This is a genomic window from Streptosporangium sp. NPDC049644, from assembly GCF_040675205.1.
In the GTDB taxonomy this organism is placed as follows: Bacteria; Actinomycetota; Actinomycetes; order Streptosporangiales; family Streptosporangiaceae; genus Streptosporangium; species Streptosporangium fukuiense.
Window position 1 is genome coordinate 1 of sequence record NZ_JBFAOJ010000041.1, and the last position, 14,218, is coordinate 14,218.

Annotated in this window: 15 protein-coding genes; 7 read left to right on the top strand and 8 right to left on the bottom strand. The window is 66.8% G+C overall.

The window, feature by feature from the left end:
- Window positions 1-223: hypothetical protein (locus AB0J58_RS22710; RefSeq protein ID WP_364218475.1), on the bottom strand; the 223-nt coding region annotated here is incomplete at its 3' end.
- Window positions 224-579: 356 nt separating this feature from the next.
- Between AB0J58_RS22710 and AB0J58_RS22715 the strand changes: the two genes are divergently transcribed.
- Complete coding sequence (locus AB0J58_RS22715; protein WP_364218477.1) at window positions 580-1,080, top strand: hypothetical protein; 501 nt, start codon at window positions 580-582, stop codon at window positions 1,078-1,080.
- Between the two features lie 68 nt (window positions 1,081-1,148).
- On the opposite strand, the gene AB0J58_RS22720 is transcribed toward AB0J58_RS22715, so the two are convergent.
- Entirely contained in the window at window positions 1,149-1,937 is a 789-nt protein-coding gene (locus tag AB0J58_RS22720) for a hypothetical protein (RefSeq protein ID WP_364218479.1), read from the bottom strand.
- A 469-nt stretch (window positions 1,938-2,406) separates the two neighbouring features.
- Here AB0J58_RS22720 and AB0J58_RS22725 point away from each other — a divergent pair, with 469 nt between their 5' ends.
- Window positions 2,407-2,694 (top strand): hypothetical protein, encoded by a 288-nt coding sequence (locus AB0J58_RS22725; RefSeq protein ID WP_364218481.1) that lies wholly within the window; start codon window positions 2,407-2,409, stop codon window positions 2,692-2,694.
- 189 nt (window positions 2,695-2,883) lie between these two features.
- On the opposite strand, the gene AB0J58_RS22730 is transcribed toward AB0J58_RS22725, so the two are convergent.
- The 3 genes from AB0J58_RS22730 to AB0J58_RS22740 all read right to left on the bottom strand — a co-directional run bounded on the left by AB0J58_RS22730 (window position 2,884) and on the right by AB0J58_RS22740 (window position 5,328).
- Window positions 2,884-3,198, bottom strand: coding sequence for an immunity 53 family protein (locus tag AB0J58_RS22730; protein WP_364218483.1), 315 nt, complete (start codon window positions 3,196-3,198; stop codon window positions 2,884-2,886).
- A gap of 187 nt (window positions 3,199-3,385) precedes the next feature.
- On the bottom strand, window positions 3,386-3,937 hold the full coding sequence (locus tag AB0J58_RS22735; RefSeq protein WP_364218485.1) for a hypothetical protein: 552 nt from the start codon (window positions 3,935-3,937) through the stop codon (window positions 3,386-3,388).
- Window positions 3,938-4,245: 308 nt separating this feature from the next.
- The gene (locus tag AB0J58_RS22740) at window positions 4,246-5,328 is read right to left on the bottom strand and encodes a bifunctional NAD(P)H-dependent oxidoreductase/GNAT family N-acetyltransferase (RefSeq protein ID WP_364218487.1); all 1,083 of its coding nucleotides are present in this window, start codon (window positions 5,326-5,328) and stop codon (window positions 4,246-4,248) included.
- A gap of 30 nt (window positions 5,329-5,358) precedes the next feature.
- Here AB0J58_RS22740 and AB0J58_RS22745 point away from each other — a divergent pair, with 30 nt between their 5' ends.
- Window positions 5,359-5,823 carry a MarR family transcriptional regulator gene (locus AB0J58_RS22745; RefSeq protein ID WP_364218489.1) on the top strand — a complete coding sequence of 155 codons (465 nt, stop codon included), beginning with the start codon at window positions 5,359-5,361 and terminating at the stop codon, window positions 5,821-5,823.
- A 193-nt stretch (window positions 5,824-6,016) separates the two neighbouring features.
- Here AB0J58_RS22745 and AB0J58_RS22750 read toward each other — a convergent pair whose 3' ends face one another.
- The gene (locus tag AB0J58_RS22750) at window positions 6,017-6,367 is read right to left on the bottom strand and encodes a hypothetical protein (protein WP_364218491.1); all 351 of its coding nucleotides are present in this window, start codon (window positions 6,365-6,367) and stop codon (window positions 6,017-6,019) included.
- Between the two features lie 268 nt (window positions 6,368-6,635).
- Between AB0J58_RS22750 and AB0J58_RS22755 the strand changes: the two genes are divergently transcribed.
- A complete protein-coding gene (locus tag AB0J58_RS22755) occupies window positions 6,636-8,102 on the top strand; it encodes a pectate lyase (protein WP_364218607.1) in 1,467 nt (488 codons plus the stop codon).
- A 460-nt stretch (window positions 8,103-8,562) separates the two neighbouring features.
- On the opposite strand, the gene AB0J58_RS22760 is transcribed toward AB0J58_RS22755, so the two are convergent.
- Window positions 8,563-8,871, bottom strand: coding sequence for a MiAMP1 family antimicrobial peptide (locus AB0J58_RS22760; RefSeq protein ID WP_364218493.1), 309 nt, complete (start codon window positions 8,869-8,871; stop codon window positions 8,563-8,565).
- 448 nt (window positions 8,872-9,319) lie between these two features.
- On the opposite strand from AB0J58_RS22760, the gene AB0J58_RS22765 reads away from it, so the two are divergent.
- The gene (locus AB0J58_RS22765) at window positions 9,320-10,312 is read left to right on the top strand and encodes a hypothetical protein (protein ID WP_364218494.1); all 993 of its coding nucleotides are present in this window, start codon (window positions 9,320-9,322) and stop codon (window positions 10,310-10,312) included.
- Window positions 10,313-10,604: 292 nt separating this feature from the next.
- The gene (locus AB0J58_RS22770; protein WP_364218496.1) at window positions 10,605-10,985 is read left to right on the top strand and encodes a hypothetical protein; all 381 of its coding nucleotides are present in this window, start codon (window positions 10,605-10,607) and stop codon (window positions 10,983-10,985) included.
- 454 nt (window positions 10,986-11,439) lie between these two features.
- On the opposite strand, the gene AB0J58_RS22775 is transcribed toward AB0J58_RS22770, so the two are convergent.
- Window positions 11,440-12,279 (bottom strand): aldo/keto reductase, encoded by an 840-nt coding sequence (locus AB0J58_RS22775; RefSeq protein ID WP_364218498.1) that lies wholly within the window; start codon window positions 12,277-12,279, stop codon window positions 11,440-11,442.
- A gap of 484 nt (window positions 12,280-12,763) precedes the next feature.
- Between AB0J58_RS22775 and rho the strand changes: the two genes are divergently transcribed.
- Window positions 12,764-13,840, top strand: a complete 1,077-nt coding sequence (gene rho / locus AB0J58_RS22780; protein WP_364218500.1) for a transcription termination factor Rho — start codon at window positions 12,764-12,766, stop codon at window positions 13,838-13,840.
- Window positions 13,841-14,218 lie beyond the last annotated feature (378 nt).

A 14,218-nucleotide genomic window follows, 5' to 3' on the forward strand; every position in this document is an offset into this window, starting at 1 on the left:
GCTGCAGTACCGGTCCGACCTGTTGGACGGGTTCATCGCCGAGACCGGACTCGTGATCTCCGATCCGGCATAACCTCCAGCTTTCTTCCTCAGTAGGCCACCGTGAGCGGCTCTCAGCCGGTGTTCGCGGAATATACGCGGAATGATGTCGGTCGCGGTTCCCCAGGTGGCTGCCCTCGATGTCCTGTTCGGTGAACGCTGCCAACTCCGGAATCAGGCTCACGTCTGGGCGCACCCTGCCAATCTGGCCATGGCCTGTACCTGCAAGCTGTGCAAAGCAGTGAAGTGGCGAACGGCGGGAGGAAGCCGGCACACTTCGCAGGCTCCACTTGATGCATCGTGAGCCACATATACGATCACGGAATGGAGCCGGTCCTCTCGCCCTTACGGTGTCGTCGCGTTGCTGCCGTCCAGGGAACGGGTGAGAGCGAGTTGGCAGTGACGCCCATCCTGGACTGGAAGCATCCCCGGGTATTGAGGTTGGCGAGCGAAGCTCGACGTGAGAACACTGGGACGGACCAGGGTCTTCTGGTCACAGCTCACCGGCTTATCGCCGCACGGGTGCGTCCGGTTTATGCCATGAACGACACGCAGCCGGTCTCCAGGACGCTTCTTTTGGAACGCGGATCATGCAGCCAGCGACTGGCGGTTCTGGAAGCGGTGGGGCGGGTCGGCGGAATCGCGAGCCGGGTCAGAGGACTGCTGGTGGACGGGCGTTTCTGGCATCCACGATTTCCCCGGTTGCGGGCATTGATCCCGCATCAGATAGTGCTCGCCTGGCCGGAGTTCCTGCTCGGGGACCAGTGGGTGACCGTCTCCGAACTCTACGGTGATCTGAGTACGCTGCAGAAGGGAGGCGGGTTCACCAATACCGGTGGTGAGACGCTCTTCGACGCGGTGGCCCATACCGCCGTGGACTGGGACGGCGTGACCTGCTCATCTTGTGATCTGTCCGGCCACGTCCTGTCCGATCTGGGGTATTTCAGCTCCCGTGATGCCCTGTTTCGGGCACATGGTCAGACGTTGTACTTGCCGATTCGTATCATCGCGGACCCCATCATGAGTCGCCGAGCGGCTTGAGCTCTGCCGGCACCGACAGGGCCGCAGAAGGGACCCCAGTACTGCTTGGGGTCCCTTCGTGTCTCCGCTCACGCCGCTGATGCGTCCTCGATCCTCTGGTTGACGATCTCCGTGCCGCAGTCGCTGCACCTGGCATAGACCTTGAGCAGTACGTCCACCCCGTGCCCCGCCCGCTCTGCCACGTCAGGGGCCGCCACTCCGGCATTGAGCCAGAGGGACACCGCAGCGTGGCGCAGGTCGTACGGCCGAGCCGCCAGGGGTGAGACCTGCTGCTCGGGAGTCAGGGCGAAGGCCCGCGCAGCCTTCCACACCTCGCAGTAGGTCCCGATGGAGATCACGCCCCCGAGTGAGGTACGGAACAGCCGCCCGTCCTCGTGGACGCCGAACTCTTCGATGTGCTCGCGCAGGATGGCCACCAGCTCTGGCGGGATCGGCACGGGACGGCCCTCGTCCTCGGCCCGGTGCTTGAGTCCGCGATCGTCGTGAGCGTCCCCGCTGTCGGTCCACTTCTTGTTCGTCTGCGGCTTGGACTTGGCCAGGATCAGTCGCCCCCAGCCCGTTGTAGGAAGGTGGCAGTCCTGCTTGCGGAGTCCGAGTGCTTCGGCCGGGCGGAGACCGGCGAAGTAGAGGCAGGCGAAGAAGCCCCGCAGGTGCCGGCCACGGTCAAGCGGCGGCGGCGCTGCACGCCGTCGCCCGGCCCTGCGCCTGCCAGTGCGCGCCGGGCATGCGGCCTGGGGACCGGTCCCGGCACGCGCGCAGCACTCCGGGCCGTCACCGCACGCACGCGACACCGTACCCACGCGATCGGCCGGCCTGCGGTCGGCGCCGCCGCCCCTATGCAGCACGACGATCGCCACCAGGTGGCCAGTGTCTGCCGTGGTTGGGGCGATCGAAGATCCGGGATTCGTTTCTCACTCCGGCTCACCGAGTAACGTGGCCGATCACCGCGTGCCATGCGAGGTGGTTCCGATTCTCCTCGGAGATCGGCAGGAGCATAAGAAAGAGCGTGGCGATGACCGGACACAGGACTGATGTGCATGCCCGGCACAAAAGACGAGCAAGGGGTGCCTCTGGGTCTCGCTTTGGTGAACCTCGGACCCGGTGTGCCCGCGATCATGCCGCTTGGACGGGTCACGGAAACAGACATGGCTGCCGACTGGTTCGAGGCGTTGCACTCTCGCGTCAGAGGTACCTCTTCCTGAGGTTTTAGGATGAGGTCCGGAGTCGTCGCGGGCAGATGACGTTAAATGTCAGGTCGAGCATCAAGAGAGCCATTTTAAACCTATCCTGGTACAGCTCCGCTTAGTTTTCCAGAATGGAAGATATATGATCTACGACGTGATCGGCATGCTGTATCAGACCCTGCCTTTAATTCTTGGCGGATTGATATTTGTGGCGCTCCATCTGGTCCTGCGTCGCACGCGATCGGAGTCTCGCTATCTGCTGTTGCCGGCTGCGGCTTGTTTCCTGGCTGCCCTTGACGAGTGGTATATGAGCACTTACCATCCGCAAATGAATATCCGTATCGATATGCTGCCCTTCCTGGCGCTGATGGCCGTCACTATGCCGGTCGGCATTCTGCTGGCGGCTCTAGGTAAGCGTTCGCCGCGTTGATCAACGGACGCCGCGCTGCCGTGGCCAGTTGCAGTTCCATGCCGTCCAAGGGCGTTCAACGGGGACTACACATGCCTCCTGCCCTGCATTGAACTATCCAGAACAGCCTGAGGGTGATCTTTTAATCCGTACGCTCAGGGTTCGATCCTAGAGTCCCCTCCCCAGGTGATGCGGCGACGAACAGGAAAGTCAGGCGGGAGGAGACATGGCGGTGGTCTCAACGAAGTCCCGAAAAGCTCCCAACATCTCACCGAGATTCAAGGGTCCACATGCGCCTTTAAAGTGGGTGCCGTCGCTCCAGAACTGTATCCAGTCATCCTCTGTGCGATCTATCACAAAGCGTTCCAGTGAGGTCCCGGACAGGGGCGTGTCCATGAGATCGATCTCCACGAACCATCCCGGGTCGTCCAGGGTTTCGATCTTTACGCCGTAGCCGTGCTCCCACTCGCCGTCACAACATGAGGCATACCAGGATTGGAGGAAGACGAGAGAATCCGTGATCATGCGGTGAGTCAGCCGTGCCCGTCGCGTGCCCGATGGGACGGGAAACGAGAGGGAACAGCCGGGAGTCACGGGGAACGCGATCAGGTCGCTGATCTGCGTCTTCGCAGGGCGAGCAAGGTTGGCATGCGTCTTTGCAGGCAGGGTGTCAGGAGTTCGAATCTCTCGCTTCCGCGGTCTTCTCCACTGATCAACGGCTCATGGGTGCAGGGGCGACCGTCTTCCGCGAACGCCGGACGGCGACGCCCCGACTGCTCAGGATCACCGCGCCGACGAGCAGGGTCACCGCTCCCGAAAGCTCGGCGAACGCCGCCATGACGTATTCGCCGTCCGGATCGCCGACTCCGTCAGGCGAGCCGTTGAGCCATCGTGACGTGGCCATTGCCTGTGACAGGACCAGAGCTCCGAACGCGACGGTGATCCCTCCCAGGACGAAGCCTGGAGGCGCCGGCCGGGGCCGCTTGCTGAAAAAGCCGACCCACAGGGCTCCGACCATCAGCGAGATCGGGACCGTGAGAAACCAGCCGATCTCCAGGCTCATGATCGCACTCAAGCGCAGATGCTCGAATCCGTCGTCCCGCGGGGAGTGTAGAAGCGGGATCATCAGGGTCCCGCTGAGAAGCCCGATGGCGAGGAAGCGGAAGAACCACATGATCGACATGGTCTCGGACGGCCTGGGGAGCAGGTCAAGAGTTAGGGAGGAAAAAGCTTCCGTTGGTGGGGAAGGAATGATCCGCGGCACCAGCCATGGTGATCGGGGACCGAGGGGCCGTGGGATATACGCGGGATGCTCTTCCGTAGTCGAGATCCGAGAAGAGGCTCATGGCCCGGTCAGAGACCCGACCGTTGGTCGGGACGCAGCCCTCTTGAAAATCGCTGGGTTGGGTGACCGGTCTCGTGGGTTCGAATCCCACGCCCTTCGCCGAGCTTGTGAAACGGCGTCTGACCAGGGACTTCCCTTGGGGCAGGCGTCGTTGATCGTTTTCGGGGTGTGCGGCCGGGTGCGCTGGTCGTGGGATGGAACCGGTCCCCTCATCCCAGTCCCGCCGGCTACCCAGCGGGAACCCGGACGACGCCATCCGCAGGCACCGGCTTGGTGAGGAAGGCGGTCGCGCCGTCGAACGACTCCGTTCGGTAGCCCTGGGCGCGGTAGAGGCGGATGTTGCGTTGACTCTCGGCACCGGTGAACAGCACGATGCGGCGGCAGCCGGCCTCGGCCGCGGCTTCGGCCTCGCGCAGCAGCCAGCGCCCTACGCCCCGGCCTCGCAGATCGGGGACGACGCCGAGCCGGCCCACGTGCCAGTCGCCGTCCACGCTGCGCGCCCGCACCATGCCCAGGAGCCGGCCATCCCGCCACAGGCCCGTGGTGTGCCAGGTGGCCAGCCATTCGCGTACCTGCTCCAGCGACTCCCCCAGAGCGGGGATGGCCAGGGTGTCGTTGGCCAGCGCCTCCTCCAGCCAGCAGCAGCGCTGGAGCACCAGGACCTCCGAGGCGTCGTCCGGGGTCAGCGCTCTCACATACGATCCCGGCAACGGCCCCGACCGCGACCGGGCCTGCTCGCGCAGCGGCCGGAGGGCGTGGGCGACCCGGACGAGTTCGTCCAGGACCCCGGTGGCGGTCGCGTCGCGTCCGGCGTCCGGGCGGAGTCGCCCGTTCTCCATCGTGTCGCCGATGCGCAGGGCGACCGTGGCGCCCAGCGGCACCAGCCGCAGCGTGGTCACCACCTGCTTGGCGTGCTGGACCGACCGGGTGCCCGCCGAGGTGTTGCCGTAACTGACGAACCCCATCGGCTTCCACGCCCATTCGCGGCCCAGGTAGTCGAGGGCGTTCTTGAAGGTCGCCGGCATGCCGTAGTTGTACTCAGGGGTGACCGCGATGAAGCCGTCCGCCGCGTCCACCATCGTGCTCCACCGCTTGGTGTGCTCGTGCCGGTAGACACCGGATGCCGGTGGGTCCTCCTCGTCGAGGAACGGCAGGCCGAGGTCGCCAAGAGCCACCGGCACGAGTTCCACGCCGAGTTCCGCGGCGCGTGGCGCGATCGTCTCGATCAGCCACCCTCCCACCGCCGGGCCGCGGGCGCCGGGACGGGTGCTGCACATCAGGACGAGGATACGCGCAGTTTTCATTGACATGTAAACGAACGTAACCGGTAACCTGTTTACATGTCAACGAAACGGTCCTCCGCGACGGTGCGCTGGCTCGACGCGGACGAGGAACGAGCCTGGCGCGCCCTGCGCCGCATGATGATCGCGGTCCAGTCGCGCACCGCGCACGACCTGGCCGCGATCGGCCTGTCCGATCCCGACTACGAAGTGCTCAGCACGCTCTCCGAGCGTCCCGGCCACACCAGCACGCTGCGCGAGCAGGCCGCCAAGATGGGCTGGTCACGCAGCCGCCTGTCCCGGCACGCCACCCGTATGGAGGCCCGAGGTCTCGTACGGCGCGAGCCTGATCCGGACGACGGCCGAGGCTGCTACCTCGTCCTCACCGAACGCGGCCTGGAAACGCTCGGGGACGCCGCCCCCACCCACCTGGAGTCGGTCCGCCGCCACGTCATCGACCGGCTCTCGCCCGCGGACCTCTCCGCCCTGGAAAGCATCGCCTCCAAACTGGAGGAACCCGGATGAGCTTCACCGGTGGCATCGTTGCACCGGATCGCACGGTGATGATCGAGACGGCGGCTCCTGGCCGGTGTTCGCGGGATGGATCTTGACATGGAGGCCGAAGATCACGCGACGTAGGCTCCCGCTCATGGCCTCGCACCGGACCGATGTCCACACCTCGCTCTCAACGTGGCAACAGCCCTGCCCCGCCCCCGCCTCACCCGAGCGCACCGCGCTCGTTGAGCAGGTCGTCGACCGGATCCTGGCACTCGGTGACGGACGGCTGCGGGTGGGCATCGACGGGCCGACCGCAGATCATGCAAGGTTGATCGCTTGTCGAGGGGCCGGTTGGGCAAGCCGCCGATGAGCACGTCGGCCCGGAGAGCGGCGAGATCCGCCTGATCAAGGTGATCGGGCGGCAGTCCTGCTCGCGGGGGCGGGCGAAGAAGCTCTGCGGGTGTCGGCCACGGCCGAGACGGCTCACGTTGGTCATCGCGGTGAGCAGCTCGCGCGCCTGGACCGGGTTGACCACCACGCGCTGATCCACGACCTCCCGGACGTTCGGCATGAAAGTTTCCCGGTTCATTGACAGTTGGAAAGCGCTTTCCTATGGTGTGACTGTCCGCCAACACGGACGTGTTCACACATGTGAGCGGTGCGCACTCGCTGGGGGGAATCCGGAGCGCAGGCCACCCAGGCCTGCCGGACCAGCAAGGAGTTCGGCTGTGAAAAACAGGTTCGACAGGAGGGCCGCCGCGGTTGCCATCGCCGGCGCGGTCGCCGTGTCCGGGTGGGCGCTCGGCACCTCCGCGGCCGCGGTCGGTGTGGCCCTGCCGATGATCCAGGTCTCGGCGGCCGGCAGCGCCACCGGCTACGCGACCGGCAACGGCGGGACCACCGGCGGTGCGGGCGGACAGACGGTGAGGGCCACCACGGGGACCGCGATCCACGCGGCCCTGTGCGGCCGGGCCAGCAGCAGCACCCCGATCACCATCGAGGTCGAGGGGACCATCAATCACGGCAATACCAGCAAGGTGTCGGGCACAAGCTGCAACACCGCCGCCGGCGTGATTGAACTCAAGCAGATCAGCAACGTCACGATCATCGGGGTCGGCAATGGGGCCGTCTTCGACCAGCTGGGCATCCACATTCGCGACTCCAGCAACATCATCATCCAGAACGTCACCGTCCGCAACGTCAAGAAGTCGGGCTCGCCCACCTCCAACGGCGGCGACGCCATCGGCATGGAGAGCACCGTCCGCAACGTCTGGGTCGACCACGTCACCCTGGAGGCCTCGGGTGGGGAGTCGGAGGGGTTCGACGGCCTCTTCGACATGAAGGACGACACCCAGTACGTGACCCTGTCCTACAGCACCCTGCGCAACTCCGGCCGCGGCGGGCTCATCGGGTCCAGCGAGAGCGACCGCTCGAACGGCTTCATCACCTTCCACCACAACCTGTACGAGAACATCGACTCCCGCACACCCCTGCTGCGTGGCGGCATAGCCCACATCTACAACAACTCCTATGTGAACCTCCACGAGTCCGGCATCAACTCCCGGGCCGGGGCCCGCGCGAAGGTGGAGAACAACTACTTCAAGGACTCCAAGGACGTCCTGGGCACCTTCTACACCAGCGAGGCCGGCTACTGGCAGGTCGCCGGCAACATCTTCGACAACGTGACCTGGTCGGCCCCCGGCGGCGACAACGCCCCCGCCGGACCCAACCCGCAGTCCAACACCACCGTCAGCATCCCGTACTCCTACAGCCTCGACGGGGCGAGCTGCGTGCCGGACATCGTCCGTCAGACGGCGGGCGCCAACAAGGGGCTGCGGGTGTCGAACGGCAGCTGCTCGCCACAGACGCCGACGCCGACGCCGACAGTGACACCGACAGTGACGCCGACTCCCACTCCCACGATCACCCCTCCGCCCAGCGGGACCAACCTCAGCATCGGGGCCGGTTCCGACGGCTCCAGCAAGGCCGACGGGACAAGCTACGGCAACGTACGCGACGGCAACCTGAGCACCTACTGGTCGCCGACCGGTTCGACCGGTGACATCTCGATCAAGTGGAGTTCCGCCAAGACGGTGTCCAGGGTCGTCATCCGTGAGGCGTCAGGCTCCGCGGGCGGCATCGGGGCCTGGCAGCTCCTCAACGGCACCACCGGCACCGTCCTGAAATCCGGCAGCGGGGCGGGCGCCATCACCTTCGCCGCGACCTCACTGAGCAAGATCACCTTCAGGATCACCGGTTCGACCGGCGCGCCGAAGGTCGCCGAGTTCGAGACCTACGCCGGGTAGCAGGCCAGTCCCACCGTCCGCTACCGATCGCCCGGAACGGGGGCGGGGCCGTCCAGCCGACGAGCCCCGCCCTTCGGCTTCGGGCGGCCCGCGCGCGGCCTCATGCGGTTCGGGTGCCTCGATGCGCGCCAGGAGCTCGGGGCGGCGGGCCCAGGGCCCGGAGCGAAGCCGGGTCGTACACTGGGCGGCGCTTCGGGCGCGCTACGGCATCCGAGACGCCCCAGGTCGACGGGCATAACGTTCCCGCCCCAAGACGGTCTCGGCTCGTGCCTGGCACGCCCGCCGCCTCCCCTCCCTCTCGTCGGCAACCAGCAAGGGCCTCACCTCGAACCTTTCGGGCGATGGTGGCGGAATCCGTGTGACGGCGTGCTCGGCCCGGCGGGGTGGCGGCCGAGCGACGCCCTCTCGGTGAGCGCATGGCGGGAGGCGGACGTGCTCCGGTCTGTCCGCCTCCCGGGGGTCAGCACACGATGAAGATGCTCTTCCAGCCGACGGGCGTTCTCTGCTCCGCGTTGCGGTTGGACGGCAGCTCGAAGTGCATCACCCCCTGCGTGTCGGGCTGGTTGTACATCCGGCCGCTCTGGCCGTCGCCGTACCACTTGTACGACCCGTGGAAGGGGATGTTGGACGGGCCGCACCGGTCGATGACCACCGACCGGCCGGTGAAGCCCGGCCCCTCGTAGGCCACGTACTGTGAGGCGTAGGCGGCACTGCCCATGACCGCGACGATGGCGGCGGAGATGACGGGGACGAGGGCGATTCGCTTCACGATGATCCTCTCGATGACCTCGGTGATCTACCGACAGTGTGCATACCATTACTCTGAGTGAATAAAACGTATCGCTTTGGTCTGGACCGCTCGCCGAATACGTCACCCGGGCGATGTGTTCGAACAGGTGGCGAGCCGGTGCGCATCCGCGTCCGTTCCGCGGGCCGACCCCCGTACGTTCAAGCCCAGAGTGTCGCTTAAAGACCCTGCTGAACCCGCGACCCGGCCTGAGATCGGCCAAAGGATCAACGAGGCCCCGGCGCGTCGCCCGGGATGCCCGCCCTGGCCGCACCGTCTGCGGCGGCTGCCTGACCAGCCACCGCCGATCAACCACTGACCGCCGGACCGGCCTCTGGGGGCGGTTCCGGTACGGCGGTCTTGAGGGCCCCTTGCCGGTAGATGTCGCTACTCTGCGGTAATGCCCCGCCATTATCGATCGCGCGGTGCGATGGCCCTTGTGGCAGTCGCCGCGCTCACCGCGACCACCTCCTCCATCGCGCAGGCGCGTGAAACGCCCACGGCAGCGGCGGATCGAGTCTTGCGGGTCTACAACAACAACATCGAGAACCTGGTGCGGAACCACGCCGACGGCTCGTGCACCCGCATTTCGGGCCCGGATCACCTGACATCGATGCTGGTCGACGACAACGGCCGGACGGGCACCTCCGGCGTACAGGCCCCCGACCTGCTGATCGTGCAACAGGTACGCGGCACCGGGCAGGCCACGGCCTACGCCGACCAGCTCTCGGCCAAGTTCGGATATCCGGCCGGCACCTACAAGGCGATCGTGGCCTGGAACGACCCCGAGCCGTGGGGCAGCTCGCACAAGTGTAGCCAGCAGGCGCTGGGTGACCTGAAGAAGAAGCAGACCAACGGGATCATCTACAACACCAGGACGCTGAGCCTGGCCGCGGGCGACCTCTCGAAATACTGGAGCGCGGGCTGGCTGAAGCCCGGAACATCGTACGCGGGCGGGTCCGGGTGCACGCTGTACAAGCCGCCGAACAACGACGACGGCGCCACCAACGCGTACAAGTGGAAGCGTACGAGCGCCATCGCGGCGAGGTTCAGGATCAAGGAAACGGGGACGACGGTCTTCGCTGCGACCATGCACCTCCCGGAGCAGAACGGAGCCAATGCCTGCGCGGGCGCGGGCTCCACCGGGATCGCGAACTCCGGCATCCATGTCGGCGCGGACGCTCAGAGCCTGATGAACGCCTCGACGATCCGCGTGATCGGGATCGACGCGAATCGTACGAAGATCGCCCCCACGACGCTCAGCGGCTTCGGCATGACCGGTTATGGCGGGAAAGCGACCTCCGGCTCCCGGCAGATCGACTATCTGTTCGTCAAGGGCGCCGTGCAGCCGTCGAGCATCGATCACACGGTGAGCAGTACGAAGTCGAACCATCTCGCGCTGTACGGATTCATCACGCTCTGAGCCCAGCGCCGTCATCAAGCCGGGGCGGGACGTCGCTCTACAGCGGCACCCGGCGCGCCCCGGCCGGGTGACGGCCCAGCGGATCAGGAGGAACAGGCAGGCCGTGCCGGTCGCCCGCTCCCGGTCCGGCCTCCTACCGCTGGAATCACGAAAAATACAGGCCACCGCCGGGGCGGCGAGCCTGCCGGCCGCCGCCCTGTTCCTGGACGACGCCGTCATCACCCGCTCTGTCGGTCCGCGTGGCCGAGCGCGGTGTGCCGCCGCCGCGCGAGCTCAGGCCAGGTGGTAGATCATGATGGGCATGTTCAAGACCTTCGCCCTGCTTTTGGCCGGACTCGTCGCCGGTGTCGCGATCATGGTCGTCGGCCAGTGGCCCAGAACCGAGGTCGTGTACCGGAGCGAGCAGCCCGCCACCGTGACGTATGAGGACGACTCGGTGCACCACCTAGGTCTGCTCCGCAAAGACCCACTGTTCGGGGAACGGTCGCACCTCGTGGTGGTCGGCCGTGACCCCGGATTCGGATACGGCCACGGGGTGACCATCCACACGTCCCTCATCGACCCCGGCGAGGAGGTTGCCGGGACCGAGTGGACGGCCGCAGGGGTACGGATGCGCTTCACGAGCGGGCACGAGCTGTTCGTCCCAGCCCGTCACTTCCTCCACGGCCGCTGAGGCGGGTTAAAACAGTGTCAGCGGACGCTGACCAGTTGCTTCATCCCGGCATCACGCTCGGCGCCGCCGGCCGACCGGCTCTCCAAGAGCGTGACCGTGTCGAACGACACCCACTCCGCGCAGATTCGGCCTCAGCACGCCCTGCGGCGACCGGATGGCCCGCTCGTCCTGGGAGAACGCCTGCTGCCGCGCCTTCACCGCGTACCGGTACGTCCGCAGGTGTATGCCGAGCCTGACGATCGTCTGGCGATGGCTGATCCTCGCACCTGGTCAGGGGGATCGACGGTCCGGGATTCCGTTCCTGACTCTCCGTCGAGCACCCGAAGTGATGCCTGAACAGGTCTTACGTCCAGGCGAGGCGCCGTTGATCGTTTCGGGAGGGCAGTCGTAGGTCACCGTGAGCGGGTCTTGGCCGAACGCCGCCGAACGGGCGCCCGCAGGCGAGGGCAGCGCGCTATGCCAGTTCGGGCAGCCGGTCCAGACGGTCGCGGTGGGCCTGGGGCAGGTGGAGCCGAGTCGCGGCGAGGTTCTCCTCCAGGTGGTCCATCCGGGCGGTGCCCGGGATGGGGAGAATGACCGGCGAGTGGCCGAGGAGCCAGGCGAGCGCGACCTGCGTGGGGGTGGCGCCGAGTTCGGCCGCCACGGCGGCGATCTCGGTCTGCGCCCCCGACGCCCCTGCCGCGACAGGCCGCCATGGGAGGAACGCGATCCCCGCCGCCTCGCAGGCCGCGAGCACGGGCTCGTGTTCGCGGTCCAGTATGTTGTAGCGGTTCTGCACGCTCGCGACGTCGATGATCTCCCGTGCCCGGTCGAGTTCGGCGACGGTGACCTCGGACAGTCCGATCCGGCCGAGCTTGCCTTCGGTCTGGAGGTCCCGCAGCGTGCCGAGCTGGTCGGAGAGAGGGGTCTCCGGGTCGATACGGTGCAGCTGGAGCAGCTCGATGCGTTCGACGCGGAGCCGGCGCAGGGCCTGGTCGACCTGGTCGCGCAGGATGGCCGGCCGGCCGTCGAGCCTCCACTCGCCCGCAGGGCCCGTTCGTGCGACGCCGACCTTGGTGGTGATGAGCAGGCCGTTCGCGTAGGGGTACAGGGCCTCGGCGAGGAGTTCCTCGTTGGCTCCTCCGCCGTACAGGTGGGCGGTGTCGATCAGCGTGACGCCCAGGTCGACGGCCCGCCGGGCGACCGCGAGGGAGGTCTCACGAGCGGGGCCCGGCTCGGTCGGCAACTGCATGGCCCCGAATCCAAGCCGCCGTACCCCCAACTCCCCGCCGATACGAAACTCGGTCGACGTCATGCGCTGTCTTCGCTCCCTTGATCAGCGGACAACCCTAACAGCGCGGTCGGCCCAGGAGCGAGGCCTGGGGAACCCGTCCGGATCCCGGGTTGCGTTCGAACCCCGGGATGGTGTTATCGTGAAATCGGCTCGTCGATGTGGTCGATCTGATCCTCTTTTCGATTCAGAGCCCTTCTCTCGCCGCCGCTGAGCGTCGGTATTTCGTTTTCGCCCGCCGCCGCGGGTGTCATTTCCCGTTCGGCGACCGGACGGCGTCAGCACACGCCTTCCCCGCGCGCATGGATCGCCTGCCGCCTGCCGGGACTTCATCGCACCATGCCCGCCATCGGGCCGAACCGGTGCACATCCCTCCTTCCCAACGCCCATCTCGGCTCTTAAGGACACGCCCATGACCATCACCACCGACAGGCCTTCGAAAAGGAGCGCCACGACCACCGTTCCGACGGCTCGGAACAGCACACGCCCGCCCGCCGAAGAACGGGAGGTGACCGGTTTGCTCGATGTCCGCGGCGGGAGGGCCTACCTCAGGGCGGGCGGCTACCTCCCCGGCGAGGACGATCTCTGCCTGCCCGCCGCCCAAGTGAAGGCGCTCGGCCTGCGCCCGGGCGACCTGATCACAGCGGCACTGCGCAAGTCGTCCGGCAAACCGGCCGAGGTGTTGTCGATCGACGGCGCGGAACCAGGCGTGGCACGGCCACACTTCGCCGACATGACGCCCGTCCACCCCCACCGACGCCTGCTGTTGGAGACGGGATCGCCGATCACCCGCCTGATCGACCTCGTCACCCCGGTCGGCCTGGGGCAGCGCGGCCTGATCGCCGCGCCACCGAAGGCCGGGAAGACCATGGCACTCAAGGCGATCGCCGACGCCATCGCGGCGAACCACCCCACGGTCCACCTCATGGTGGTGCTCGTGGGCGAGCGCCCCGAGGAGGTCACCGATTTCCACCGGCAGGTGCGCGGCGAGGTGATCGCCTCGACGTTCGACCAGCCCGAACGCGACCATACGGCGCTCGCCGAACTCGCGATCGAGCGGGCCAAACGGCTCGTCGAGCATGGCAGGAACGTCGTCGTCCTCCTGGACTCCCTGACCCGGCTCGGCAGGGCGTACAACGTCATCGCCCCGAAAGGCGGCAGGACGCTGACGGGTGGAGTCGACGCGTACGCCGTCCACCAGCCGAAACGGCTCTTCGGCGCGGCCCGCGCGACCGAGGAGGGCGGCTCGCTCTCCATCCTGGCGACCGCGCTCGTCGAGACGGGCTCGCGGATGGACGACTATCTCTTCGAGGAGTTCAAGAGCACCGGCAACATGGAGTTGCGGCTTGACCGGACTCTCGCCGAGCAGCGTCTGTTCCCCGCGGTGGACGTGACATCCTCCAGCACACGGCGGGAGGAACTGCTCCTCGCAGACGACGAGCGAGAGATCATCTGGAAACTCCGGCAGGTGCTCGCAGGCCTGGACCGTGAGCCGGCGCTCACCGGGATACTCGACGGTCTGCGCACGTCATCGTCCAATGCCGTCTTCCTCCGGAAGCTCGCGCTCTCGCGGAACCCTCGCTGAGGCCGACAGGGAATCCACCGCCCGGCCACACGGTCCCACGACCGTTCCCAAGTGCGCGCGGTCGGCCGAAAACTTCCAAACCCGCCTCGCCCGGCCACGACCGCCGAGGGAACCTGGGCACGAAGTTCATCTGCGCCGGGGAAATCCTGTGCGAGAAGAGCCAGGACGACGGCCTGTTCCTCGGCTGACAGGCGGCGTTCACCGGTGGACATGTCACCAAGCTCTCGAATCGAGTGCGCGGGATGATCTTCTGTGGAAGCCGTCGGGAGGGAGACTCCCACCCTGGCCGGCCCTCGGAACGCAGCGCTCCTGAAAACCATCGGCCCTTGGGTCCGCCAGGTACACGTCCTCGGCCGCCGGGAGACTTCTCAGGACAAT

Coding starts and splice junctions, on each gene's coding strand:
- AB0J58_RS22770 (WP_364218496.1), top strand. CDS start 10,605: ATGATGGGCATGTTCAAGACCTTCGCCCTGCTTTTGGCCGGACTCGTC.
- AB0J58_RS22725 (WP_364218481.1), top strand. CDS start 2,407: ATGATCTACGACGTGATCGGCATGCTGTATCAGACCCTGCCTTTAATT.
- AB0J58_RS22765 (WP_364218494.1), top strand. CDS start 9,320: ATGGCCCTTGTGGCAGTCGCCGCGCTCACCGCGACCACCTCCTCCATC.
- AB0J58_RS22750 (WP_364218491.1), bottom strand. CDS start 6,367: ATGCCGAACGTCCGGGAGGTCGTGGATCAGCGCGTGGTGGTCAACCCG.
- AB0J58_RS22745 (WP_364218489.1), top strand. CDS start 5,359: ATGTCAACGAAACGGTCCTCCGCGACGGTGCGCTGGCTCGACGCGGAC.
- AB0J58_RS22775 (WP_364218498.1), bottom strand. CDS start 12,279: ATGACGTCGACCGAGTTTCGTATCGGCGGGGAGTTGGGGGTACGGCGG.
- AB0J58_RS22730 (WP_364218483.1), bottom strand. CDS start 3,198: ATGATCACGGATTCTCTCGTCTTCCTCCAATCCTGGTATGCCTCATGT.
- AB0J58_RS22740 (WP_364218487.1), bottom strand. CDS start 5,328: ATGTCAATGAAAACTGCGCGTATCCTCGTCCTGATGTGCAGCACCCGT.
- AB0J58_RS22715 (WP_364218477.1), top strand. CDS start 580: ATGAACGACACGCAGCCGGTCTCCAGGACGCTTCTTTTGGAACGCGGA.
- AB0J58_RS22755 (WP_364218607.1), top strand. CDS start 6,636: ATGATCCAGGTCTCGGCGGCCGGCAGCGCCACCGGCTACGCGACCGGC.